This is a genomic window from Chryseobacterium sp. LAM-KRS1, from assembly GCF_013184525.1.
GTDB lineage: Bacteria > Bacteroidota > Bacteroidia > Flavobacteriales > Weeksellaceae > Chryseobacterium > Chryseobacterium proteolyticum.
Map to the genome: position 1 here is coordinate 81021 of NZ_JAAOIZ010000004.1, position 24671 is coordinate 105691.

The window sequence follows — 24671 nt, forward strand, 5'->3', positions numbered from 1 at the left end:
GTTCTCTATCTCACAGGTTGCAATACGGAATTACCGGACTTAAGTGCAGGATTATCCTTTTCAACAGGCTTTTCAACAACTGGTTTAGGAATATTTAATCCTTTTGTATCCAGCACTCTTGTATCCTTTAAATCCCAATCTTCATTGCTGTCCCATAAAGGTCTTACAACAACAGCTTTATAGAAAATATAAGAGTCTTCTGCAAACACGTCGTTCTGAAAGTCTGCTTCATCCCAATATTTATTATCATTGTTGTCAACCAGAATCCTCACAACATAATCTCCGGGTTTCAGAATATCAAATTTAACAGCGTCCCCCTTTGTATATTTCTGGTAAACCACTTTTTCAGATGTATCCAATAGCTGAAGCCAATAATTCGAAGCGGGGGCATTTTGGAGCTTGAATGCAAGACTACCGTAGTTTTCTACCTTGTCTGCTTCAAAGTCAAACCGCTTTGATGTTGGGTTTTTATCATAGAATGACAGAACAGTTGTTTTAGGAACAACCAGCTGATATTTTTTTCCCGGAACAAAATCGGATTGAATCAGGATCTGATACGGATTGGTTTCGGAAATTTTTGCCGTGAAGTTCTGAGTAGTTAAACTATCACTTTTCAATACCCATTTATCCGTATTTATTTTATCAATGATGTAATTGGAAGTAATCCTGAAATCTGTTTTAGGAGGTAAAAGAGATCCGTCATTGTTGTCAAGGGTCATTCCGTTTTTCGCATTGTATTTATAAAAGACAGAAACCGTATCCTTTTTATTATCAGCATCATAACTAAACTTCAAATTTTCAGTAGTCGTCTGTCCTACATTGCTTTTCACCGCGTCAAACCATATCTTTACAGAATCCGATTTAGGTCTGTGGGTTACTTTTATATCCTGAAGCTTATCGTTAATAGAAAGAACCTTTACATTATCCGGCTTTCCTTCAAACGTCATTGTGATACCTCCCGGTGTTTCCTTCATCTCTACATACTTCAATGGTTTTCTCGATGGATATACTTTTAAGTTCAATCCCGAAATGGATTTTTCAAAGTCGATAGGCTCTTTCTGGAATCCTACTTTTTCTTTTCCGGGATCATACATGGAATTACCATTTTCATCTTCAAAGGCAATGATCTTGTATTTCCCAGGAGACAAATAATTAAGCTCATAATAGCCATCGTCATCTACCTTTGTGATATAGTAAGGTTTTTGTTTATAATTCATGGTATCCTGAACCTTGTATAAACCTACAACCATCTTATTTTCTGTACTTGTTTCCTTTTTAAAAGATACTGCATCTCTTACATCACCGCTGATATAAAGATCATCCAGTTTCTCACCCGTAGAAAAAGCAAAGTTGAAATAACGAAGTGTGTTAGACTCATTATTATCTACTATAGAATTTCCAAAATTAAAATTATAAGTGGTATTGGCCTGTAAGGTATCTTCCCACTGGATCAAAAGATATTTATTGGCAATATTCGAAGGTAAGATCCGCTTGATTTTTTTAATAGGCGGAGAGATGATTAAATTTTTGTTGATATCTTTCAGCGTTACATATTCATCAAAATCGATACGAAGTTCTTTAATATCTCTTCGAACATTTACTCTGGTTGTATCTATATTTGAGCTTAAAAACTTTGGAGCCAGCGTATCTTTAGGACCTCCTACCGGAGAACCTACTCTTGCACAGGACTGTACAAGAAAACCAATAATGAATAGTAAAAAAAGTCTTTTCATGAATATGTTTAAGCAAAAGTAAACATTATTCTCCAAAAACTTCATGTCCATTTTTTAAAGAATCCTGATTATCGTTCATGACACTATGCAGTTTATCTTTTTGCACAGGAAAATCTTCAAATAATCCGGATAATGCCAATGCTGTATACACCCTGTTGGAATATTTGTTTCCAATGGCAACAATGGTCACCTTTGAATTTAACAAATGAGCAAAAACAGAATTTGTTCCATGCCACCATCCGTTGTGATAGGTAAGCTTCTCTCCGTTATCAAAAATCTTCATCCGGAAACCTAATCCGTAATTATTCATTCCGGCTTTTTCATTACTGTAAGGTGTAAAAACCATCTGCATAAGTTCCGGCTTTAAGAAATCCTTGGAAAACATTGCTTTTGAAAAATTAAAAAGATCCCTTGGAGTAGTATATACATTCTTGTCTCCGTAAATAAGGTCAAGTCTGTCCAAAGGATATAACTTACCGCGTCCGTAATAAAAGGACTGTGCAGCGGTAGGTATATCTTTTTCCTGGAAGATATAGGTATTTTTCATTTTAAGAGGATCAAATACCATTTCCTTCATTGCCTGAGGAAACGGGGTTTTTGTAATCTTCTCAATCAGCAATGCCAATAAAGCAAAATTTGTATTGCAATACATAAAACCAGTATCTGTGTCTCTTGCCAGTTCAGGTTTATATTTGATGATCATATTCAATACATCCTGATTGGTCATGAATGTTTTGGAAAGCTCAACGGGAGCCGGTTGAATTTTAGTAATAAAATATTCGTATTTAGGCAGGCCGCTTCTCTGCGATAACAAGTTCTGAACGGTTACATTGGGATAAGGAAACCCCGGAAAATATTGTGTTAAATGATCAGACAATTTTATTTTTCCTGCCTCAATTAACTTCATCATCGCCATCGCCGTCATCGTCTTTGAAACGGAAGCAACATGGAGAGGGGTATTTTTATCAATAGGCATTTGATCTCCTTCTCTTCCAAAACCTCTGTAGTTTTCGTACAGAATGTCATCTCCTTTAGCCACAAGTATTCCACCACTTAAGTCACCGGCATCCCATACTTTTTTGTAATACTGATCAATATATTGTACCAGAGAAGCTTTATCCGGCAGTTGATCATCTGCTTTTGTAAAAACCTTGCTCAGGTCCACATTTCCGTAGTTGGGTAGGTTAGTAGTATTTTCTGCTACAGCTTCTTTAGTTTCGGATTTATTCTTACAGGAAAACAAAAATGCAAAAACAGCTAAAAAAAGGACAAAATTATGCTTCTTCATGAGTATCAAAAATGAGCGGCAATTTAATAAAACTCAAAATAAATATTGAAAAGAGTGCACAAATTATGAATTATTTAACACAAAAGAGGAAGAATGGCGGAAAGGCTAAAATGTAAAATCGCCAGTTTGCTAATTTGTAGAAATGTTTGCATTACAGCATACCTTTGGAAATTGCATCCTACAGCAAATAACCAATCTCAGAAGTGATTTAGCTATTCAGCTATTTCTACATTAACCCGCAAACGACCCTACAATCTTATCCACAATAACCTGGGCCAATTTTTCTTTGCTTTGATGAGTCCATCCCGCTATATGCGGTGTTACAATTACTTTTTCTGATTCCAGCAGATATTGCAGGTCTTCATTTTCCCCTGCCTCTAAGTTTTCAAAAGAAGATTTCTCATACTCTAATACGTCAAGGCATGCCCCTTTTACTTTCCCAGCTTTTAAAGCCTCAACTAAACTTTTCGTTTCTATATTTTTCCCTCTTGCCGTATTTATAAAATAGAAATCATTTTTCATATCGGAAATGAACGGTCCATCGATCAGATAATAAGATTCGTCGGTCAAGGGAATATGTAAGCTTAAAACTTCAGCCCTTTCCTTCAGGTCTTTTAAAGAAACCTGTGTAGCGTATTCATCAGAAAGGCCGGGTAAAATATCATGGAAAATCACAGTACAGCCAAAACCGGAAAGTCTTTTAGCAGTCGCCTTCCCCATATTTCCATAACCAATCAGCCCAACAGTTTTCCCTAGCAATTCATCACCTCTGTTTTCTTCGCGCAGCCAAATTCCGTTTTTCACTTCCTGGGAAGCTATAAACAGGCGATTCATAAGAATCAGTAACATTCCTACAACATGCTCTGCCACGGAATCCCTGTTTCCTTCCGGAGAGTTAATCAGCTGAATTCCCAACTTTTCAGCGGCGGGAATATCAATATTCTCCATTCCTGCTCCTACTCTTGCAATGAACTTCAGCTTTTTCCCTTTTTCAAGGAAGTGCTTATCCAAAGGAATCCTGCTTCTTATAATCACACCGTCATAATGATGAATTTTTTTACAAACCTCATCATAAGAAGACGTAAAGTCTTCTTCCAGGATAAAATTTTTTGCGAGAAGCTGCTCCGTGATAAGGGGATGATTTTTATCTAAAAGAAGGATTTTCATAATATTTAAACACTGATGACACAAATTTTATTAACCAATAACACCAATTAGAATCACTGTGTATGCAATTCCGGATATTTCATTCTCAGAAATACCTGCTTTCATAATTTTTGATCATATGTTGGCAAAAATCATTGGTGAAGTTTGTACCAACCACTTGTTTACTCGTATTTATTTCGGTTCCTGGAAAAGCTTTTTAAGCTCCACTGATTCCAGAGGTTTCATTCTACCGGAAAGAATCAATGAAAGTTCTTTTCTACGAAAAGCAGCAGCAAACCTTTCTTTTTCTTCTTCTGTTTCAGGAACCATTTCAGGAATAGGAATCGGACGATTAAATTCATCCACTGCAACAAACGTATAAATACCTGCATTGGTATGCATTTTCTTTTGATTGATGGGATCATCCAACCAAACATCAACATACACCTCCATGGAAGTAGAAAATGCCCTTGAAACTTTTGATTCCAGAACAACGACTCCACCTTCAGGAATAGGATGATTGAAAGAAACATGGTTTACGGATGCTGTCACTACTCTTCTTTCACAATGTCTTGCAGCCGAAATTGAGGCACAACGATCCATTTTTGCCAAAAGCTCTCCACCAAAAAGGTTTCTTAAAGAATTTGTTTCATTGGGAAGAACAATATTAGTCATAATCGTCAGGGATTCCGACGCTTTTTTTATTTTTTTTGCCATGTTGCCTTAGTGTTGTTTTGAGTGTTTTTAAGGTTTGCTCCTTTTTCAATCTGCTTTGGTAAAGAATCTTTTTTCAGGGAATCTAAAGTTTTCATCTGAACAGAATCTTTTTTAATCTTTACCGTATCTTTTACTATTCTTCTTGTTTTTGTCTGTACAGAAACACTATCGAATGATTTTTTCCCAAACAATAGTTCCTGCTGTGAGAATGCTACATACAAAATTCCTAAAACAGGAATAATGAACAGAAAGATCCAAAGAATGGATTTATTAAATTTATAATCGCTCTCTTTATTTTCTGAAACCAAAGGCTTCTGTGCACTATTAATATCCGAAAGCCTGATCTCTTCCAGGCCATAATATTCAGGATGGTTGGATTCCAATCTTTTTCCTTTGAAGTGGGTTTCTCCATCTTCAATAAAAATTGTTCCCAGATTCTGAATTTCCAAAATCTGATCCGCCTGGAGTTTTTTCTTCCAGAAATCAGTCTGAATTTGCAATTCATTCTGTGCAGACTCAATTGAAATTTGTTTTTGACTACTTATAAAGGATACCAGTTCTTCTGATTCCACCTCATAATCTGATGCAAAGGCTATCTGACTGGAGGGAGGAAGTATACTTCCGTTTTCAGAATTAATAATCGCTTTCGAGTTCTCCAGGGAAAACACGCCAAACGCTGGAACTGTAACAGAACCAAATTGTTTCAGATATTCTAGAATGTAAGCTGAAATATTCATCTGGCAGCAAATTTATAACTTTTTCAGGACTTTTTATGACATTTATTTGGATAAAAAAAGACTGCCTGAGCAGTCTTATCATGTATAATTTCCGAGTTTAGATGTCTTTTTTGCATATTTCAAAAAAAACAGCAACTATTTTTACATTATTCTTATTGTATTTTCCAACTTATTCCAAACATAAAATTAATTCCCGCTTGTGAAAAATAATACGGCTCACCGCCATACACAGCACCGTTATTGACATATTTTTTATTGAAAATATTATTAACCAAAAGCTTTAAAGCAATATCATTGTTGGCAATCCTGAGCTGATATTGTGCATTAAAATCGGTAAGAAAGTAATCTTTAAGCTGTAAATTCGGATCTTCAGTGTTATCAAGATATTGTTTTCCGACATATTGATTCATCAATGAAAACTGGAAATTTTTATCAGGATTAAATTTTAATCCCAGATTAGCAACAACATCAGGAGAGAACGAAATCTGTGTATTTCCCAATTCTTTAACAACCGTTTTATTTTCTATTTTAAAGTCCTGGTTCCTATTTTGACTTAAACTAACATTCCCTGAAATCTCCCATTGCTTTGAAACTTTTGCGACTGCTCCTATCTCGATACCTCTCCTATAGCTTTCACCCGAATTTGTACGGATAAAAGCTCCAACATTATTCAGTTCTCCGTTAAGCACCAGCTGATTTACATAATACATATAATACAAATTAGCCGTCAATGAAATAATACCAAGCTGTTTTTCAAACCCTGCTTCGAAATCATGAAGCTTTTCAGCTTTTACTTCATTATTGGCAATAAGATCGTCCCGGTTCGGTTCCCGTTGAGCATGTGCATAGGATAAAAATATTTTACCATTGCCTATTCTGTAGTTTATCCCTGCTTTCGGATTGAAGAACAACCAGTTTTTCTTGATATTAGCGCCTTCATCATCACCTTCCAATAAAATCTTTGTATCGTAGTCAATATTTCTAAGCTGCAAATCTCCAAAGAACTCAAAATCATTGACCCTAAACAAAGCTTTTGCAAATCCTGCCACCTCATTTTTTACCGAACGCCCTCTGTAATACTCATGCTCATCAATAGGAAAGAACACACCCGTCACATTCCCATAATGTCTTCCATAGTACTGATTTGCCACGGCACCGAAATTAAGATCCAGGTTTTCGTATTTTCCGTAAAGGGTTGAAACAATTCCGTAAAAATCATTGTTCAGCCATTTCTTTCTGATAAAATCTGATGTTTCTATGGTCTGCCCTCCTTCTATGATATTGGGTAAATTATACCTTGAAAACGGATCTCCCTGCTTATAATTTTCATAATACCCTTTTCCTTTGGTATAATGCAAAGTTGTCTCTAAATTCCAATGATCATTAAACCCCTGTTCCCATAATAACTGATAATGATTTTGCCTGTAGTTATCAGTTTCATTATTGTAAAAACCTGTGATATTCCCATCAGCGCCATAAATTGCACCTGAATAATTAAACTTCGGATCTGTCTCCCATGTTTTCCTGTCTATCCCGTTCCAGGCCTGATATGTTTTCTCCTTCCCTCCAAAAGCCATCAGACGAACCCTTGTTTTTCCTTCTTCAAATAAGGCAGTGAAATTATAAGAATCTAATCTTGATGAAGCCCTGTCAATATATCCGTCAGAACTGATGTGGGTATACCTACCCATTAATGACAGACGATTATTCCAAAACTTTCCGGAACCTACCTCAGCAGAATATTTATAGGTATTAAAAGACCCGTAACTGTCATCTGTTTTTACATAAAACTTATCTTCTGGATCTTTGGATATAACATTGATACTCGCACCGAAAGCCGAAACCCCATTATTGGAAGTTCCTACTCCTCTCTGAATCACAATCTGTGATGCCGAGCTTGTCAAATCCGGAACATTCACAAAAAAAGTACCCTGGCTCTCCGAATCGTTAAACGGAACTCCATTCATCATAACATTTATTCCCCTTCCTGCAACTCCACGAATTCTAAAACCAGTATATCCCACCCCGTTTCCGGCATCTGAAGTGGAAATTACAGAAGTCTGATTTTTTAAAAGTATGGGAAGATCCTGTCCGAGGTTCCTGCTGTCCAGGTCTCTTTGTACATTAATGATCTCCTTTGCAACGGGAAGTCTCCTGGTAAAATTAACCGCTTCAATTTCCTTGATTTTTAAGGAATCTGTATTTTGGGTTTGGGAAAAAGCCATTGAACTGGCAGTAAGCCCTAAAAAAAATAATCCTTTCATTCTATAAATTTTAAAATTTAATGAATAAAAGGGGATCAATAAGATATTATACAATTCCGGCAAAAGCCAGAGCGTCCCTAAACAGCATTACCTGTTCCAGGTTCAGTGGGTATAATCTCAGCCTGTAAAAGCACCCCTTTATTTCAGCCGCGAAATTACAAAAAATATATGAGATTGGGAGGCATGTGGATACCTGGGGCTCACATTTCTTAGTACGCTTTATTCTTCGAATCTATATAATAATAGTTTGTTCCGTCTTTTGTTACTTCAAACATCTTTCCCAATTTCCAACTGAAATTTCTTTTAATATTGGAATACTCGAAAGGGATCACAATTTTATTATGAACATCAATTACTCCAAAGCGGTCATTATGAGAAGCGACGATCATAGGATCAGAAACATCATCTCCTTCCATGATATGCAGATATTCATATTGAGGATAGATCTGATATTCTCTGTAATCAGCAGCATTCATAAATTTTGAAGGTTCAATAATTCCGTAAAAGCCATTTAAAATATAGGCTTGATATTGTTGCTGTTTAAATTCCATCTTACATTGTCCCAGATCGGAATTTTTATACTGATATACTCTTTTTCCGGTTTGATCTATTCTATAAGAAATCAGATCTTTTTCAACTGTAGCATATTCTTTTGTTCCGAATTTTCTGACCTTTTCATTAGGGGAGTACAGTAAATTACAGTCTTCAGCAAAAAAAACAGCAATATGGTATTCAGGCTGAATAATGAATTTTCCTTTTTGGTTCACATAACCGAATTTGCCATCCTTCTTTTGTGGAATCAGAACAGGAATCTCGTCATTAATAACAACCAGATCGGGATTGATTTTTGGTTCGGATGCTTTTTTAACAACCGCTTTGGAAACTTTTTTAACCGGATATTTCTTCACAGATTTAGCCTGTGAAAAAACAAAAATCGAAATAAAAAGGGATAGCAGACCCATTACATTTTTCACTTTCATCATTTATTTTTTGCAAAAGTACAGCCAAAATAGAAAATATAAAAATCATATTTATAAAGAATCTAAATAATTTCATCCTTATAAAATATTAAAAATTCGTACTTTTGGGAGCATTTTTAAATGTTTGATAATTTTAAAACGTCTTTGGAATACAAGATTTGATATTGATATGATCAGAAAGTTTTCCAACGTTACAAAGAGAGTTTTTGCGGCAAGACAGACTACAGGTAAGCCATTTACACTTTTCGATAAGGTCCTTTATACTTAGCTTTGGCATGAAACATTATCTTTCATTTTATAAAAGCAATGTAGATTGTACTTATTTTAACCGGTCCGTGTTACATATCAAAATGCAAAGCTCAAAAACGGCATATGGTTTAATTCTGACTGGTAAGGAAAAGTGGCGTTATCAATCTACCTTTAATTAATATTGAAAAGACTTCTATATGAATAATTATAAGGATTACATCAAAGAGATTGAGGAAAGAAAAAACCAGGGGCTTCATCCAAAGCCGATTGATGGTGCAGAATTGCTAAGCGAAATCATCGCACAAATTAAAGACCCGGCTAATGCAGACCGAGCAGATTCTCTTAAGTTTTTCATCTACAATACCCTTCCGGGAACGACCAGTGCAGCAGGTGTTAAAGCAAAATTTTTAAAAGAAATCATTCTGGGCGAATCTGTGGTAGAGGAGATATCACCTGCATTTGCTTTTGAGCTTCTATCTCACATGAAAGGTGGTCCTTCGATTGAAGTACTCCTTGATCTTGCTTTAGGAAATGATATTTCTATCGCAAAAGAAGCAGCAAACGTTCTTAAAACACAGGTTTTCCTTTATGACGCAGATACCAACCGTCTGAAAGAAGCATTCAATAATGGTAATGAAATTGCACAGGAAATTGTTGAAAGCTATGCAAAAGCTGAGTTTTTCACAAAATTACCAGAGATTGCTGACGAAATCAAGATTGTTACTTATATTGCCGGTGAAGGTGACATCTCAACAGACTTACTTTCTCCGGGTAACCAGGCTCACTCCAGATCTGACCGTGAGCTTCATGGTAAGTGTATGATCACTCCTCAGGCACAAGAAGAAATCAAAGCTCTGCAGGCACAGCATCCTGACAAAAGCGTAATGCTTATTGCAGAAAAAGGTACTATGGGTGTAGGTTCTTCAAGAATGTCCGGAGTAAATAATGTGGCTTTATGGACAGGTAAGCAGGCAAGTCCATATGTACCGTTTGTAAATATTGCCCCGATTGTTGGAGGTACAAATGGTATTTCTCCCATATTCCTTACAACCGTAGATGTTACAGGAGGTATAGGTATTGACCTTAAAAACTGGGTGAAAAAACTGGATGAAAATGGCAATCCTCTTCGTAATGAAAATGGTGAGCCGATCCTTGAGGAAGCCTATTCTGTAGCTACAGGAACTGTACTTACAATCAACATTAAAGAGAAAAAATTATATAAAGGTGATCAGGAGCTTATTGATATTTCGAAGGCTCTCACACCTCAGAAAATGGAGTTTATTAAAGCCGGAGGCTCATATGCCATTGTTTTTGGTAAAAAACTTCAAACATTCGCTGCACAACTTTTAGGAATAGAAACTCCTCTTGTTTTTGCTCCTTCAAAAGAAATTTCCCATGAAGGGCAAGGCCTTACGGCAGTAGAAAAAATATTCAACAGAAATGCTGTTGGAACAACACCAGGTAAAGTATTACACGCAGGTTCTGATGTTCGTGTACAGGTAAATATCGTTGGATCACAAGATACAACAGGTCTTATGACTTCTCAGGAACTTGAGTCGATGGCGGCTACAGTGATCTCTCCGGTAGTAGATGGTGCATACCAATCAGGATGTCATACCGCTTCAGTATGGGATAAAAAAGCTCAGGCAAACATTCCTAAACTTATGAAGTTCATGAACGAGTTCGGATTGATTACAGCCCGTGACCCTAAAGGTGAATATCATGCAATGACCGATGTAATTCATAAAGTTCTTAATGATATCACGGTAGACGAATGGGCAATTATCATCGGTGGTGATTCTCACACGAGAATGTCTAAAGGTGTTGCTTTCGGGGCTGACTCTGGAACAGTAGCCCTTGCCTTAGCCACAGGTGAAGCATCTATGCCGATTCCTGAATCTGTAAAAGTTACCTTTAAAGGAAACATGAAAGAACACATGGATTTCCGTGATGTGGTTCATGCAACACAAGCTCAGATGCTGAAACAATTCGGTGGAGAAAATGTGTTCCAGGGTAGAATTATTGAAGTCCACATCGGAACTCTTCCTGCTGATCAAGCATTTACCTTTACAGACTGGACTGCTGAAATGAAAGCAAAAGCATCCATCAACATTTCTGAAGACAATACTCTGATCGAATCATTGGAAATCGCAAAAAGCAGAATCCAGATTATGATCGATAAAGGAATGGATAATAAAAATCAGGTTCTTCAGGGATTGATCAATAAAGCAAACAAAAGAATTGCAGAGATCAGATCCGGGGAAAAACCGGCTTTAACTCCTGATGCGAATGCTAAATATTACGCTGAAGTTGTTGTAGATCTTGATGTTATTGTAGAGCCGATGATCGCTGACCCTGACGTAAACAATGAAGACGTTTCCAAAAGATATACACATGATACCATCAGAGCTCTTTCTTATTACGGAGGAGAGAAAAAGGTAGATCTTGGATTTGTAGGATCATGTATGGTTCATAAAGGAGATTTAAAAATTGTTTCCCAAATGCTAAGAAACCTTGAAAAACAGCAAGGTAAAGTAGAATTTAATGCTCCTCTTGTAGTAGCTGCTCCCACTTATAACATCATTGATGAACTTAAAGCTGAAGGGGATTGGGAACTACTGGAAAAATATTCTGCCTTCGAATTTGATGATAATGCTCCTAAGGGAGAAGCCCGTGTAGAATATAAAAACGTAATGTACCTTGAACGCCCGGGATGTAACCTTTGCATGGGTAATCAGGAAAAAGCAGCTAAAGGAGATACTGTACTGGCAACTTCTACCCGTCTTTTCCAGGGAAGAGTAGTTGAAGATTCAGAACGTAAAAAAGGAGAATCCCTGCTTGCATCAACACCTGTTGTCGTTCTATCTTCTATCATTGGAAGAATTCCTAATATAGATGAATATAAAGCTGCAGTCGAAGGTATTGACCTTACTAAATTTGCTCCACCTATTAAAGAACTTGTTCAGGTTGGTCATTAAGAGCTTGAAATAATAAGTCGAAAGACTCTTTTATATAATAATTTAAGAAAGGTTTCAATCTATTGGATTGAAACCTTTCTTTTTTATTTAGAATCTTTCCATTTAAGAGTGAATAGAATTATTTTAACCTAGGTCAACAGCTCAAAATTTATTTTTTCCTTAACTTGATAGGTATTAAAAATAGTAATGATTCATCTTATTTATGCCATTTTTGGAAGGTAGGAATAGTATTTGATGATTTGCACTCGAAGAATTTCCGCTTCTTATTTTTAAATTAATCCGGAAAAAAATTGAAAAAGAAAAATTAAAATAGATATGACTTTCGACATTGATATGATCAAAAAGGTGTACGAGCGTTACCCTGAAAGAATTGCTGCGGCAAGACAAATCGTTGGAAAACCTCTTACACTTTCAGAAAAAATCTTATACACCCACCTTTGGGAAGGAAATGCAACTACAGCACATGAAAGAGGAAGCTCTTACGTAGATTTTGCTCCGGATAGAGTAGCTATGCAGGATGCAACAGCACAAATGGCACTTTTGCAGTTCATGCAAGCCGGCAAAGCCAAAGTTGCCGTTCCCTCTACTGCCCATGCGGATCACCTGATCCAGGCCAGAGTAGGTGCAGAAGCAGATTTACAGGAAGGTATTAATAAAAACTCTGAAGTTTTCAACTTTTTGAGTTCTGTTTGTGATAAATATGGAATCGGTTTCTGGAAACCTGGAGCCGGTATTATCCACCAGGTAGTACTGGAAAATTACGCCTTTCCCGGCGGTATGATGATCGGTACTGATTCGCATACGGTAAATGCAGGAGGTCTTGGGATGGTAGCCATCGGAGTAGGTGGTGCTGATGCTGTAGATGTAATGGCAGGAATGGCATGGGAGCTTAAAATGCCTAAGTTAATCGGTGTAAAATTAACCGGTAAAATGAGTGGCTGGACTTCTGCAAAAGATGTGATCTTAAAAGTAGCAGGAATTCTTACTGTAAAAGGAGGAACCGGATGCATCGTGGAATATTTCGGAGAAGGAGCAGAATCTCTTTCTGCAACAGGTAAAGGAACCATCTGTAATATGGGAGCTGAAATTGGAGCTACCACTTCTACTTTCGGGTATGATGACTCCATGAGAAGATATCTGACTGCTACAGGAAGACAGGATGTTGTGGATGCTGCTGATAAAATTGCTGAACACCTTACGGGTGACGCCGAAGTATATGCAAATCCTGAACAATATTTTGATCAGGTAATTGAAATCAATCTTTCTGAGCTGGCTCCGCACTTAAACGGACCATTTACTCCAGATTTAGCAACTCCTGTTTCTGAGTTCAGAGCAAAGGCAGAAGCTAACGGATGGCCTTTAGAGGTTGAATGGGCACTGATCGGTTCTTGTACCAATTCGTCTTATGAGGATTTATCAAGAGCTGCTTCTATTGTTGAAGATGCTGTAGCAAAAGGAGTAAAACCTAAAGCTATTTTGGGTATCAATCCGGGATCCGAGCAGGTGAAATTCACTGCAGAAAGAGACGGTTTCTTAAATTCATTCAGAAAATTTGAAAACGCAAGAATCTTTACAAATGCCTGTGGACCTTGTATAGGGCAATGGGACAGAGAGGGAGCTGATAAAGGAGAGAAAAACTCTATTATTCACTCTTTCAACAGGAACTTTGCAAAAAGAGCGGACGGTAACCCGAATACGCATGCTTTCGTAGCTTCACCGGAAATGGTAGCTGCTGTAGCAATTTCAGGAAGACTGGACTTTAATCCTATTACCGATACGCTTACTGCAGAGAATGGAGATCAGGTTAAACTAGACGAACCGAAAGGATCTGAGCTACCGGCAAAAGGGTTTGCTGTAGATGACAATGGGTATCAGGCTCCATCTGAAGATGGTTCTTCAGTGGTAGTAAAAGTAAGCCCTACATCAGACAGACTTCAGTTATTAGAAGAATTCCCTGCATGGGATGGTAAAAATATTACAGGAGCTAAAGTTTTAATCAAGGCTTTTGGAAAATGTACAACCGACCACATTTCTATGGCTGGACCATGGTTAAAATATAGAGGACACCTTGATAATATTTCCAATAACATGTTAATCGGAGCAGTAAATGCTTATAATATGGAAACAAACCATGTTAAAAACGAATTAACGGGTGAATACGGTGAAGTTCCGGCTGTTCAAAGAGCTTATAAAGCGGCGGGTATTCCTACCATTGTTGTGGGAGACCAGAACTATGGTGAAGGATCATCAAGAGAACACGCAGCAATGGAGCCGAGACATCTTGGTGTGAAAGCAGTATTGGTAAAATCATTTGCAAGAATCCACGAAACCAACCTTAAAAAACAAGGGATGCTGGGATTAACTTTCGCTAATGAGGCAGATTATGATAAAATCCAGGAAGACGACACTGTTAACTTCTTAGATTTAGATCAGTTTGCTCCCGGAAAACAATTAACACTGGAATTTGTACATGCTGACGGAACCAAGGATATTATTATGGCTAACCACACCTATAATGACCAACAAATCGACTGGTTCAAAGCTGGTTCAGCATTGAATCTTATTAAACAGCAAGAGGCATAAATCTATTTATGCCCCGATAATAAAAAAAACATCCCGGTCGGGATGTTTTTTTATTATCTAATTATCTATATGTATACTTTATATGATAACCTTCAATTTTTATAGGAATATGTAATAAATCTATATAATAAGTTGTTTCAATAATAGTAATAAAACATCATGAAAACACTCCTTTACACACTCCTATTATTTTCCTGCTTTAGTATTCAGGCTCAAAAAAAACCATCTGATTTCTTCCCTACTCCAAAAACAAAAGTTTTAGTGGTAGGCTCATTCCATTTTGATTATCCTAATCTGGATGCCCATAAAATCAAAAAACAGGACCAGATCGATGTACTATCTCCTAAAACATCCAAAGAGGTTACCGATCTGGTAAATTATATTAAGAAGTTCAGGCCAACAAAGATTGCTATTGAAGCTTCACCCGAATGGAACGCCAATCAAAAACTCAAAGAGTATAATGAAGGAAAACACCATGATAAAAGAGACGAACGGTATCAGCTTGCCATGAGAATTGCCAGTGAACTGAAGATCAATGAACTATTCAGTGTAGACGCCTCTTCCGTATTAGAAGACCTTATGGAAAAGTTTGGAAAGACTGACTCACTGTATTTTAAGAAACTTACAGAGGGATATGATTATAAAAGTGACGACCCTATTTCTCAAAACTTTACTGATTTCTATAATCATTCAGAAGCCAAAAACTTTAGCTCACTTATGAACACCTTCCAATATCTTAACAGCAAAGAATATCACGAATATGGATATGGCGCTTATCTGAGTGGAGATTTTAAATTAAGGGATTATGACGGAGCTGATATACTTGCCATGAACTGGTATAGCAGGAATCTGAGAATATTCCGTAATATACAGAATATTCCGCATCAGAGTGACGACAGGATTCTTGTAATCGTAGGAAACGGACATGCAGCAGTCCTCAGACAACTTCTAACCTGCTCTGCAGAATATGAGTTCACAGAATTTTCTTCTTTATAAATATAAAGGCGGAGATTTAAGTTGAAATCTCTGCCTTTGTTTATATGGCTTTATGCTTCAAAGCTTCCAGAGCATTTAAAACTTAAATTCTACCCTTGTAAACAGAAATCGTCCTCCAATACCATATTGGGAAACCTGTCTGGAGTATACAAACTGATTATCTGCTGTCAGGGAATTGATTAGTGGATTTTTGGAAGGCATCACATTGAATATATTATTACTTCCAATGGTTGCAGATATATTTTTACTGAAGTCATAGCCTACTGAAAGATCTGTTACAAAACGATTATTCAATACAAAGTGTTCCTGTTTTCCTACTACACCATCAAAATTAGCATCCAATACATCAGCGTCGGTTACTTTTCCAAAGAAAGAATTCCTCAATAAAATATTAAATCCTAAAACTCTAAGATTATTGGATAGAGTTGCTTTTACACGGGGTACAGCTTCTTCAAAGTAAATCCTGTTAGGCTCAGAAAAGTAACTGTCTATCTGGCTAACTAATTTTGGGGAGGCATGAATATTTCCTATTCTTCTGGTCTGATTCAGATTGAGCCCAAAGTTATTTTCCAGGTTAATTCCTGAACCTAAATTGGATGTCTGGGAAATGGTAAGATCAAGCCCTTTGGTTTGGGAATCCACAGCATTCGCAAAAAAATTGGCGGCACTAGCTCTTGCAAGGTCAAAAGCATCCTGCAGAATTGCCTGATCCGATCCTTCAGGAAAATCTACACCTCTAGTACCTTTAGGCCTGAAAAACAAATCAGTGAGCACTACTCTATCTTTAATTTTAATATAATAAACATCTGCTGTAACCACAAGATTCAAATTTGGAGCTTTCCAAGTAAGTCCTGTACTGTACGACTGGGAGGTTTCCTGTTTCAGTTTTGGAATCCCAAGCGCCTGTGCAGCCTCGGAATTATTCCTAAAAGTTCCTACCTGGGTAGTATTACCCTGTTGAATTAAGGTTGATGTTGAGCTATAATAGATCTGGGCTAATGAAGGGGCTCTAAAACCTGTAGAAACAGCACCTCTCCAATTAAAATTATCAGCCAACTTCACATTAGTCGCTAGTTTATAATTAAAGGTAGATCCAAAGTCTGAATAGTTTTCATAGCGCAAAGCACCTTCTACCAGCCACCAATCCGTTGGTTCCAGCTCCACATCTACATATCCGGCCACACTATTTCTATTTCCGGAAACAGCATTATCCGGACTAAATCCCGGAAATACCTGGGAACCGGCAGGTCTTGTTACGCCAAAAAAATCAGTCACAAGCTCATTTTTTGGAGTATTTACGGTCACTACATTTCCATAAATATCATAAGAGGCATAAGAATTCTCGTTACCGGCATTCACCTTATAATTTTCATAACGGTATTCCCCTCCAAATGCAATGTTCAGCCCATGCAATACATCATACTTTTTGGAAAAGTCAAGGTTTAGGGTGTTTTGCAAAAACTCAAGTCCACCTGCATCAAATCTTCTTGGAGAGTTGTTGACCAATGAAGAATTAAAAGTATTAACAACTCCAAAATTGAAAGTATTCTTTCCAAAAGTGTTACTGAGATCTATATTCCAGTCATTCCATTTTCCTTTGATCCCAGCTGCATATGAATAATCATTAATGGTAGACTCAATCTGTGGCAGATATCCGTTGGGTGTTATAAAATTGATATTTCTCTCGGTATTAGGCAAACGGAAAAAACCTCCGGCATTCCCCAGCCTGTAGCTATATCCTCCAAAAGAATACACCTTCCAGTCATCATTAATCGGAATTTCCGAATTATAATAGACCTGTGCTGACTGCAGTTTCGATTGTCCAGCTCTGATACTGAAGTCTTTCCGTTGAAGTCCTCTATATGCAAGTTCATCATTGGTAACATCCCCTCCTAATAAACCCTGTAAAGTTGAAATGTTATTGGCGTTTGCGATTTTATTCTGTAAATCAGATGAAAAATAATTTACTTTTGTTGCATACTGCTTAATCGTATTGATAATTTGCTGGCTATTGGAAGTATTATTTATATTCTTATAAAGCCCGTCTATATCTATCCCATCTTGAGCAGCCCTGTAGTTAATAGCATTATAGGCATTGTATATATCGCCATTCCTCACACCAGCTCGGGAATAAGGATCCCGGTATTGGGTTGATGTAGTAATATTGAAGAACCCCTGTTTTCCAAGTTTGAATCCATAATTCAGGTCTAAAGAAATGGTTTCTCCATCCAGTCCACCGGAAAAATTGTTGGTAACCGGTGAAGCATATCCTCCCAAAAATAACTGACCGGATAGCCCCAATCTTTTTTTAAGACCTAAATTGACAACTCCTGCAATAGCATCAGATCCGTATTGAGCAGAAGCACCATCCCGAAGCACTTCAATTTTATCTAAAGCAAAAGTAGGAATCGCATTAAGATCTGTTCCCACCGAACCCCTACCTGGTGTAAGGGTTACATTGATGAGTGAAGACTGATGCCTTCTTTTCCCATTAAGTAAAACTAAAACCTGATCGGGACCTAAACCCCTCAACTGTGCAGGATCCACAAAATCCGTCCCGTCATTTACAGTATGCGATGTGGAGGAAAAAGAAGGGACAATATAGTTTAGAGCCTGGCTTATATTATTAACCGGGCTTTGTTTCAATATTTTTGAAATGTTAATAACGTCTACCGGAACCGGAGTATCTGTTAATGATCTACCTGATCCTCTTGAACCGAGAAGAACAACCTCATCGATTTTTTTTGATTTTAGAGTATCAGACTGGGCGAAGTAAAACGTCGAAATTAAAGTGGCCGAAGCAATGATACTTCTATTTTTAAAATGGCGCATGTGTTTTATTTTTAAATTTTTGTTATAATTTTTTTGTTTGCTTAAAATTTTAAGCAAAAAGTATCCTGTAACCTTGAAAACACAAGGCTAAAAGAAAAATGATAAACGGTTTTATTAGTTAATAGAAACCAGAGGCTAAGAACAACAACACATACACATCACGAAATGCCATGAGTGATCACCAGCATACAGAAGCTTTGCTTCGATATCTGCCGGACAAAAAGTCAAATTCATTGTGCTATAATTTTCCCTGTTCTTAAACATTGATTTTAAATTTTAAACAAAAATTGTAAGATGGGAATGAATAGAAAAACATTTTTTCCGGAGCTTGCCGGCTTATCTATTTCAGCACCTTGCTTGTTTTGCAGGTTGCTATCCCATCTATGAGATTCTTGATAATTGTGAGGCAAAGATATAACTATTTTATAAATAAAAAAATAATTTGTAAAATTTTTAAATTAATCGCAAAACCAAGCCGTATGATGATGCAATATGATTATATTCTATTGTGAGGTATTTCATGGAATAAAACAACCCTCTAAAAACTTTCTTTGTAACATTTTTTTATTTTAAACGTCTAACTGAGTAGTAGTAAAAACCATTATGAAAAAAATTGTACTCGTTTTATTTTCCTTAAGCATTATTGTCACAAAGGCTCAGGAAAAAACCAACATCCAGGTCAAGGAAAAGCAGATCGAAGGCGTTGTAATTACCAAAACTAAAAAAGCCGTTGAACAAAAGGCAGACCGTACTATTTTTGATTTTTCAGAACAGCCCCAACTGAACAACGGAAATGTTTTAGAGGGTATCAAAAAACTTCCGGGTCTGGTGTCTACTGATATTGCGGGTATGATGTATCAGGGAAAGATCCTTGATGTTTATCTTAACGGACGCCCTTTAAACATTACTTCCAATGAACTTAATTCATTTTTGGAAGGGATGCCTGCCAATTCTGTAGACCGAATTGAAGTGATCACTCAACCTGGCGCTGAATTCCCGGCAACTTCCGGGGGTGCAATTATGAATATCATTACGAACAAAAATGCCAATAAATATCTTACGGCAACTTATTCAGGAAATTATTCATTTACCAACTACGGTAAGTTGAGAAGCAGAACCAGCAACTCTTTAAATTTAAACGCCCGTAATAAATATTTCGGATGGCAGCTGAACATCGGACAGAACTATCGGGAAAGTATGCTGAATTCGAATCAAAATGATTTATTATTAAGCAATACGGATAGAATCGGCCGTGGTTATTTCGCGAAATCAGGCTTAACATTTGATCTGGGACAGGACAGATTATTATTAAATTACGATATCTATCATAATAAAAACAGCAATTACACAGATAGTAACGGTTTTGCTGACCTACCGTACATTCCTGTTAAAGACAGTATCAGGGAAGGATATTTTCATGCATTTGATGCTGCCTACACGAATAATTTGAGACAGGAAGCGGTAATAACCTATCAGAAACGCTTTAGTGATAAATCTCAAAAACTAGATTTCCAGTTCGGATATACCAAATCAACGAGTAAATTTGATCAGAATAATATTTTCAGAGATATCAGTTACATCAATCCTAACGAAAATCTTCCAAGATTTTCGGATGGTCTTTTACTGAACAATGAATCTGACATGAGAATTGCTAATTTTAAAGTGGATTATTCGCAGCCAATCAAGATCCTTGATGGAGGAAAGGTAAGTTTCGGTGGATTATATGAAAAACAAAACTTCGATACTCAAAGCAGAGGTCTGACCAATCTGGACTATCAACGACAGACCGCTTCCACCTATCTTGAGTTCCAGGCTAAATTTAAAAAATTCGATTTCACATTAGGATCAAGGGCTGAAAATTATGACATCTCTGGAATTACAAGGGTGATTGACAGTACCGGTGCAATACTTCAGAAAAATCTGATCCCTTTTAATAAGTTTAAATTATTTCCAAATGCAAGTGTTCAGTACAGCTTTATGAATCAGGTTTCTGTTTCAGCAAACTATAACAAGAAAATCAGTCTGCCAAGTATTTCTGCACTTAATCCCAATAACACTACATTCCAGGGACCGAATACCCAGGTTACCGGAAATCCGAATCTGCAGCCTACGATCTTTGACAATTATGAAGTAAAACTTTCTGCCTTTGATTATGCATTCATCGGATATAGTGTAAGTTCAGCTAAAAATCAGGTTGCACAGATCATCAGAAAAAATGGAAAAAACCTGTTTAATGAGCAGATAAACATTTCCAGCATGAGGATCCACAATTTCAATGTAGGGCTTCCTGTCCCTTTCATGATTTTTAGTAAGCCTATGAGCGAAATCATGAAGTTTGATTTTAATCCAGACAAAATCAATTTTATGTATCTGTATGCAGGATATCAGAAACATGATATTGATAATCTAAACAACAAAGGATTCTGGATTTTCAATGTGATGACCCAACTTATTCTGCCTAAACAGATTAAGCTAACAGCAAACTACAGCTACCTGACGCCAAAAGCAGGTTATTTCTACTTCACAGCAGAAAAACCATTCAGCAATTCACTGGATATTACACTGACTAAAAAGTTTTTGGATAATCGTCTTACTGTTTCTGTATTTGCTAATGATATTTTTAACGGACAGGTAATGCAAGTTCGTTCTAATCCGCCATCCGGAGAAGCGGTTACTTTGAGAACAAAATATGACACAAGAAATTTCGGACTTTCCATTAATTATAAGATCCCAACCAAAAACAAACTGGCTAAAGAGGATCCGAATATCTTAAACAGCAGCAAGAAAGAGGATAACGGAGGGGTAATGCAGCAGGATAGTAAATAATCAGGTTATAGTCTTTTAATACTACATCAACATATCAATTATCATAAAATCGGGCAGTAAGAATATTCTTATTGCCCGATTTATTTAAAAACAATATAATTAAAAATCGATGGTGTGAAATCTCCAGTCCAGAGTATCGACCAAAGTCAGCTGATTGGTATTCACAGGAAGATCTGTAATTATTTTCAGGCTCAGATGTGCCATCATACTTCCTATTATTCCGGGTAATGATCCCAGAACACCTAAACTATCACAATCCGGGGTATCTTCATCCACCGGTGGTTCAGGAAAAAGATCCCTCAGGTTTTTACTCTCTCTGTAATTAAATACTGCCACCTGACCGGAAAAGCCCAGAATACTTCCATAAACCACCGGTTTTTTTAGTCTCACACAAGCATCATTAATTAAATACCTTGTAGAAAAGTTATCTGATCCGTCTACAATCAGGTCATATCTAGAAATTATCCTTTCAATATTTGAAAGATCTATCTTTTCATCAATGGGAATAATAGTAATATGCCGGTTAAGTGCTTCAACAAATTGTACTGCGCTGGACACTTTGGATATCCCGACACTTTTTTCATTATGAATAATCTGCCTGTTCAGATTATGAAGCTCTACTTTATCAAAGTCTGCGATCCCTAAAATGCCAACTCCTGCCGCTGCCAAATATTGAATAACAGGACTCCCCAATCCACCAGCCCCCACAACAAGCACTTTTGCATTAAGTATTTTTCGTTGCCCTGAAGTACCAATCTCATCAATAAAAATTTGACGGCTGTATCTGGAAAACATTTCTTCGCTATTCATGATCATTCTATTAAAAACCACTGTACACAGAATCCCAATCTTTCATAACAGGATCATATCCCGCATTCCTGATCACATTTTTTATATCCTGCATGCTTCTTTCATCACTGGTTTCAAATTGTTCCAACGATTGAGGATCTACAGCATAGCCTCCCGGATTAGTCTTAGATCCGGCACTCATGGAAGTGGCTCCAAGAGATACAATATGATTTCTGAAATTTTCATTCTCCCTGGTAGAAATGGAAATTTCAAGATCTTCATTCCATATCCGATAAGCGCAAATAAGTTGCAAAAGCTCTTTATCCTCCATAATGAAGTTGGGTTCTATGATTCCCTCAGCGGGCCGTAATCTCGGAAATGATACGGAAAATTTACTTTTCCAGTATTGCTTTTGCAGGTAATCAATGTGGGCTGCATTGAAGAAGCTATCGACTCTCCAATCTTCCAATCCTAATAAAACACCTAACCCCATTTTATGAATCCCTGCTCTTCCTATTCGGTCAGGTGTTTCCAGCCGAAAATTAAAATTTGATTTTTTACCTTTCGGATGATACTGCTTATACACTTCCTGATGATAAGTCTCCTGATACACAAGGATTGAATGAACTCCTTCCTGATGGAGTAATCGGTATTCATCTTCTGACAATGGCTGTACTTCGATAGAAATGTTGGCAAAATGGGATTTTAATAACCGAACAGCATTCAGAAAGTAGGCTATTCCTACGGTCTTATTCGCTTCACCGCTTACCAGCAATATATGATTTACTCCCATGGCCTTCAGAACCGTTGCTTCTATCATAATCTCAGTATCGGAAAGTGTTTTTCTTTTTAGTTTATTGTCTAAGCTAAAACCACAATAGGTACAAATATTCTGACATTCGTTACTAAGATATAAAGGTGCATACAGCTGGATTACTTTGCCAAAACGTTTTTGGGTAATCGCTCTCGCCATGCCAGCCATCACTTCTAATTTCGGTGCCGCAGCCATTGAAATAAGATTAAGGAAATCATCCAATGTTTTCTGCTTCTTCTGAAGGCTGTATTCTACATCGGATAAAGTGACATTTTCCAGTTTTTGTTTAATATCATTCCACTCATAGGATGTGAAAACCTCCTCAAAATTTTTCATTCTAATACGATTTATTCAAATAAAAATGAAGTCAAGGGGCTTGATGCCTCAGCATGGGAACTGATCGAGCCCAGTCCGGCTTCGTAAGCTCTTCTTCCTGCAATAACCCCTTCCTTAAATGCAATTGCCATACTGATCGGATCCTTTGCCACGGCTATAGCAGTATTCACCAACACGGCATCAGCACCAATTTCCATGGCCTTTGCCGCATCAGATGGGGCTCCTATTCCTGCATCAACTACCACAGGAACGTTGCTCTGGCTAATGATAATTTCCAGGAAATCCAACGTCCGAAGACCTTTGTTCGTTCCGATAGGGGCTCCCAATGGCATAACCACTGCTGTCCCTGCGTCTTCTAACCGTTTGCATAAAACGGGATCAGCATGAATGTAAGGCATTACAATAAACCCAAGCTTCGCAAGTTCTTCCGTTGCATATAATGTTTCTATAGGATCCGGCAGTAAATATTTAGGGTCCGGATGTATTTCCAGTTTCACCCAGTTTGTTTCTAACGCTTCTCTGGCCAATTGCGCAGCCAGTACTGCTTCTTTGGCAGTACGGGCTCCGGAGGTGTTAGGCAGAAGATGGGTATTGGTGGGCTGCAGTGCCGTGAGAATACCGTCATCCTTAGATTGAGCATCAATTCTTTTCAGTGCCATTGTCACCATATTGCTTTCTGATGCAATAATAGATTGTGTCATTTCTGCCAGATTTCCGAATTTACCCGTTCCCAGAAATAGCCTTGATTCGAAATTTCTTCCTGCTATTGTTAGTATTTGATTCATTTGAAAGATTTTATAAATTCATTAACGACAGACGGCCTGCCTGTAATTTGTCCGGAGACAGCAACTCCATGGATTCCAATTTTCTGTAATAATTCTACATCTTCAAGACGTACACCTCCAATTGCATAGATTGCAGGAATTTTAACCGATCTTTTTTCTAAATCCCGGATCAGTTGCTGATACCCTTCAAAGCCCAGTACCGGACTTAATTTCTCCTTTGTCGGTGTATACCGCAATGGCCCCAAACCGATATAATCACAAGATTCATCAATTCTTTGCAGAACATCCTCTAATGTATTGGCTGTTCCCCCGATTATTTTTTCAGGACCCAGAATCTGTCTTGCCTGAGTGATTGTATCATCATCTAATCCTAAATGTACACCATCAGCATCTACGAGTTCTGCCAAATGTATGTGATCATTAATAATACATATTGCTCCGTATTCAGTACATTGTAATTTTGATTTTTCACACAATTCAAAAAGCTCTTTCCCAGGCGCGTTTTTCCAACGAACCTGCACCCACTTTACACCGGCGTCCAGAGCCCTGTGAATATTCAATTCCTGTTCTTCTTTTGTATTTCCCTGGGAAATATATTGTAATTTTTCTTTGATCAAT

The 24671-nt window shown here is 37.3% G+C and carries 17 protein-coding genes and 1 riboswitch; of the genes, 5 read left to right on the plus strand and 12 right to left on the minus strand.

Features of this window, described 5'->3' with window-relative positions; translation table 11 throughout:
- Nucleotides 1-5 precede the first annotated feature (5 nt).
- The 7 genes from G9C87_RS11420 to G9C87_RS11450 form a co-directional block, all read right to left on the minus strand.
- Nucleotides 6-1733, minus strand: a complete 1728-nt coding sequence (locus tag G9C87_RS11420) for an Ig-like domain-containing protein (RefSeq protein WP_172281199.1) — start codon at nt 1731-1733, stop codon at nt 6-8.
- 25 nt (nt 1734-1758) lie between these two features.
- Nucleotides 1759-3021, minus strand: coding sequence for a serine hydrolase domain-containing protein (locus tag G9C87_RS11425; RefSeq protein ID WP_172281201.1), 1263 nt, complete (start codon nt 3019-3021; stop codon nt 1759-1761).
- A gap of 231 nt (nt 3022-3252) precedes the next feature.
- On the minus strand, nt 3253-4188 hold the full coding sequence (locus tag G9C87_RS11430) for a 2-hydroxyacid dehydrogenase (protein ID WP_172281203.1): 936 nt from the start codon (nt 4186-4188) through the stop codon (nt 3253-3255).
- 171 nt (nt 4189-4359) lie between these two features.
- Nucleotides 4360-4884 (minus strand): acyl-CoA thioesterase, encoded by a 525-nt coding sequence (locus G9C87_RS11435; protein WP_172281205.1) that lies wholly within the window; start codon nt 4882-4884, stop codon nt 4360-4362.
- The gene (locus tag G9C87_RS11440) at nt 4869-5621 is read right to left on the minus strand and encodes a hypothetical protein (protein ID WP_172281207.1); all 753 of its coding nucleotides are present in this window, start codon (nt 5619-5621) and stop codon (nt 4869-4871) included. The genes G9C87_RS11435 and G9C87_RS11440 overlap by 16 nt, the downstream gene beginning before the upstream one ends.
- A 152-nt stretch (nt 5622-5773) precedes the next feature.
- Nucleotides 5774-7885: a TonB-dependent receptor gene (locus G9C87_RS11445; protein ID WP_172281208.1), complete on the minus strand. Its 2112-nt coding sequence runs from the start codon at nt 7883-7885 to the stop codon at nt 5774-5776.
- Nucleotides 7886-8094: 209 nt separating this feature from the next.
- On the minus strand, nt 8095-8868 hold the full coding sequence (locus G9C87_RS11450; RefSeq protein ID WP_172281210.1) for a WG repeat-containing protein: 774 nt from the start codon (nt 8866-8868) through the stop codon (nt 8095-8097).
- 121 nt (nt 8869-8989) lie between these two features.
- Between G9C87_RS11450 and G9C87_RS11455 the strand changes: the two genes are divergently transcribed.
- From G9C87_RS11455 to G9C87_RS11470, 4 genes are all read left to right on the plus strand, one after another.
- The gene (locus tag G9C87_RS11455) at nt 8990-9133 is read left to right on the plus strand and encodes a hypothetical protein (protein ID WP_172281212.1); all 144 of its coding nucleotides are present in this window, start codon (nt 8990-8992) and stop codon (nt 9131-9133) included.
- 178 nt (nt 9134-9311) lie between these two features.
- Nucleotides 9312-12092: a bifunctional aconitate hydratase 2/2-methylisocitrate dehydratase gene (locus G9C87_RS11460; RefSeq protein WP_172281214.1), complete on the plus strand. Its 2781-nt coding sequence runs from the start codon at nt 9312-9314 to the stop codon at nt 12090-12092.
- A 315-nt stretch (nt 12093-12407) separates the two neighbouring features.
- Nucleotides 12408-14675, plus strand: coding sequence for an aconitate hydratase (locus G9C87_RS11465; RefSeq protein WP_172281215.1), 2268 nt, complete (start codon nt 12408-12410; stop codon nt 14673-14675).
- A 159-nt stretch (nt 14676-14834) separates the two neighbouring features.
- Complete coding sequence (locus G9C87_RS11470; protein WP_172281217.1) at nt 14835-15671, plus strand: DUF5694 domain-containing protein; 837 nt, start codon at nt 14835-14837, stop codon at nt 15669-15671.
- 75 nt (nt 15672-15746) lie between these two features.
- Here G9C87_RS11470 and G9C87_RS11475 read toward each other — a convergent pair whose 3' ends face one another.
- Nucleotides 15747-18503 carry a TonB-dependent receptor plug domain-containing protein gene (locus tag G9C87_RS11475; RefSeq protein WP_228457005.1) on the minus strand — a complete coding sequence of 919 codons (2757 nt, stop codon included), beginning with the start codon at nt 18501-18503 and terminating at the stop codon, nt 15747-15749.
- A 305-nt stretch (nt 18504-18808) separates the two neighbouring features.
- Nucleotides 18809-18907: riboswitch (SAM-I-IV-variant riboswitch) on the minus strand.
- A 199-nt stretch (nt 18908-19106) separates the two neighbouring features.
- Here G9C87_RS11475 and G9C87_RS11480 point away from each other — a divergent pair.
- Nucleotides 19107-21329 carry an outer membrane beta-barrel family protein gene (locus G9C87_RS11480; protein ID WP_172281221.1) on the plus strand — a complete coding sequence of 741 codons (2223 nt, stop codon included), beginning with the start codon at nt 19107-19109 and terminating at the stop codon, nt 21327-21329.
- A gap of 99 nt (nt 21330-21428) precedes the next feature.
- On the opposite strand, the gene G9C87_RS11485 is transcribed toward G9C87_RS11480, so the two are convergent.
- Genes G9C87_RS11485 through G9C87_RS11500 form a run of 4 tightly spaced genes read right to left on the minus strand, consistent with a single transcriptional unit; the run spans nt 21429 to nt 24670 of the window.
- Nucleotides 21429-22139: a HesA/MoeB/ThiF family protein gene (locus G9C87_RS11485; RefSeq protein WP_172281223.1), complete on the minus strand. Its 711-nt coding sequence runs from the start codon at nt 22137-22139 to the stop codon at nt 21429-21431.
- Between the two features lie 10 nt (nt 22140-22149).
- A complete protein-coding gene (thiH, locus tag G9C87_RS11490; RefSeq protein ID WP_172281225.1) occupies nt 22150-23268 on the minus strand; it encodes a 2-iminoacetate synthase ThiH in 1119 nt (372 codons plus the stop codon).
- A gap of 11 nt (nt 23269-23279) precedes the next feature.
- Complete coding sequence (locus G9C87_RS11495; protein ID WP_194304252.1) at nt 23280-24053, minus strand: thiazole synthase; 774 nt, start codon at nt 24051-24053, stop codon at nt 23280-23282.
- Nucleotides 24050-24670 carry a thiamine phosphate synthase gene (locus G9C87_RS11500; RefSeq protein WP_194304253.1) on the minus strand — a complete coding sequence of 207 codons (621 nt, stop codon included), beginning with the start codon at nt 24668-24670 and terminating at the stop codon, nt 24050-24052. The genes G9C87_RS11495 and G9C87_RS11500 overlap by 4 nt, the downstream gene beginning before the upstream one ends.
- Nucleotide 24671 lies beyond the last annotated feature (1 nt).

Bases quoted from the DNA above. Each gene is read 5' to 3' on its own strand.
- G9C87_RS11420 (WP_172281199.1), bottom strand. From the start codon at position 1,733: ATGAAAAGACTTTTTTTACTATTCATTATTGGTTTTCTTGTACAGTCC.
- G9C87_RS11495 (WP_194304252.1), bottom strand. From the start codon at position 24,053: ATGAATCAAATACTAACAATAGCAGGAAGAAATTTCGAATCAAGGCTA.
- G9C87_RS11465 (WP_172281215.1), top strand. From the start codon at position 12,408: ATGACTTTCGACATTGATATGATCAAAAAGGTGTACGAGCGTTACCCT.
- G9C87_RS11450 (WP_172281210.1), bottom strand. From the start codon at position 8,868: ATGATGAAAGTGAAAAATGTAATGGGTCTGCTATCCCTTTTTATTTCG.
- thiH (WP_172281225.1), bottom strand. From the start codon at position 23,268: ATGAAAAATTTTGAGGAGGTTTTCACATCCTATGAGTGGAATGATATT.
- G9C87_RS11430 (WP_172281203.1), bottom strand. From the start codon at position 4,188: ATGAAAATCCTTCTTTTAGATAAAAATCATCCCCTTATCACGGAGCAG.
- G9C87_RS11480 (WP_172281221.1), top strand. From the start codon at position 19,107: ATGAAAAAAATTGTACTCGTTTTATTTTCCTTAAGCATTATTGTCACA.
- G9C87_RS11475 (WP_228457005.1), bottom strand. From the start codon at position 18,503: ATGCGCCATTTTAAAAATAGAAGTATCATTGCTTCGGCCACTTTAATT.
- G9C87_RS11460 (WP_172281214.1), top strand. From the start codon at position 9,312: ATGAATAATTATAAGGATTACATCAAAGAGATTGAGGAAAGAAAAAAC.
- G9C87_RS11470 (WP_172281217.1), top strand. From the start codon at position 14,835: ATGAAAACACTCCTTTACACACTCCTATTATTTTCCTGCTTTAGTATT.
- G9C87_RS11435 (WP_172281205.1), bottom strand. From the start codon at position 4,884: ATGGCAAAAAAAATAAAAAAAGCGTCGGAATCCCTGACGATTATGACT.
- G9C87_RS11445 (WP_172281208.1), bottom strand. From the start codon at position 7,885: ATGAAAGGATTATTTTTTTTAGGGCTTACTGCCAGTTCAATGGCTTTT.
- G9C87_RS11440 (WP_172281207.1), bottom strand. From the start codon at position 5,621: ATGAATATTTCAGCTTACATTCTAGAATATCTGAAACAATTTGGTTCT.
- G9C87_RS11485 (WP_172281223.1), bottom strand. From the start codon at position 22,139: ATGAATAGCGAAGAAATGTTTTCCAGATACAGCCGTCAAATTTTTATT.
- G9C87_RS11425 (WP_172281201.1), bottom strand. From the start codon at position 3,021: ATGAAGAAGCATAATTTTGTCCTTTTTTTAGCTGTTTTTGCATTTTTG.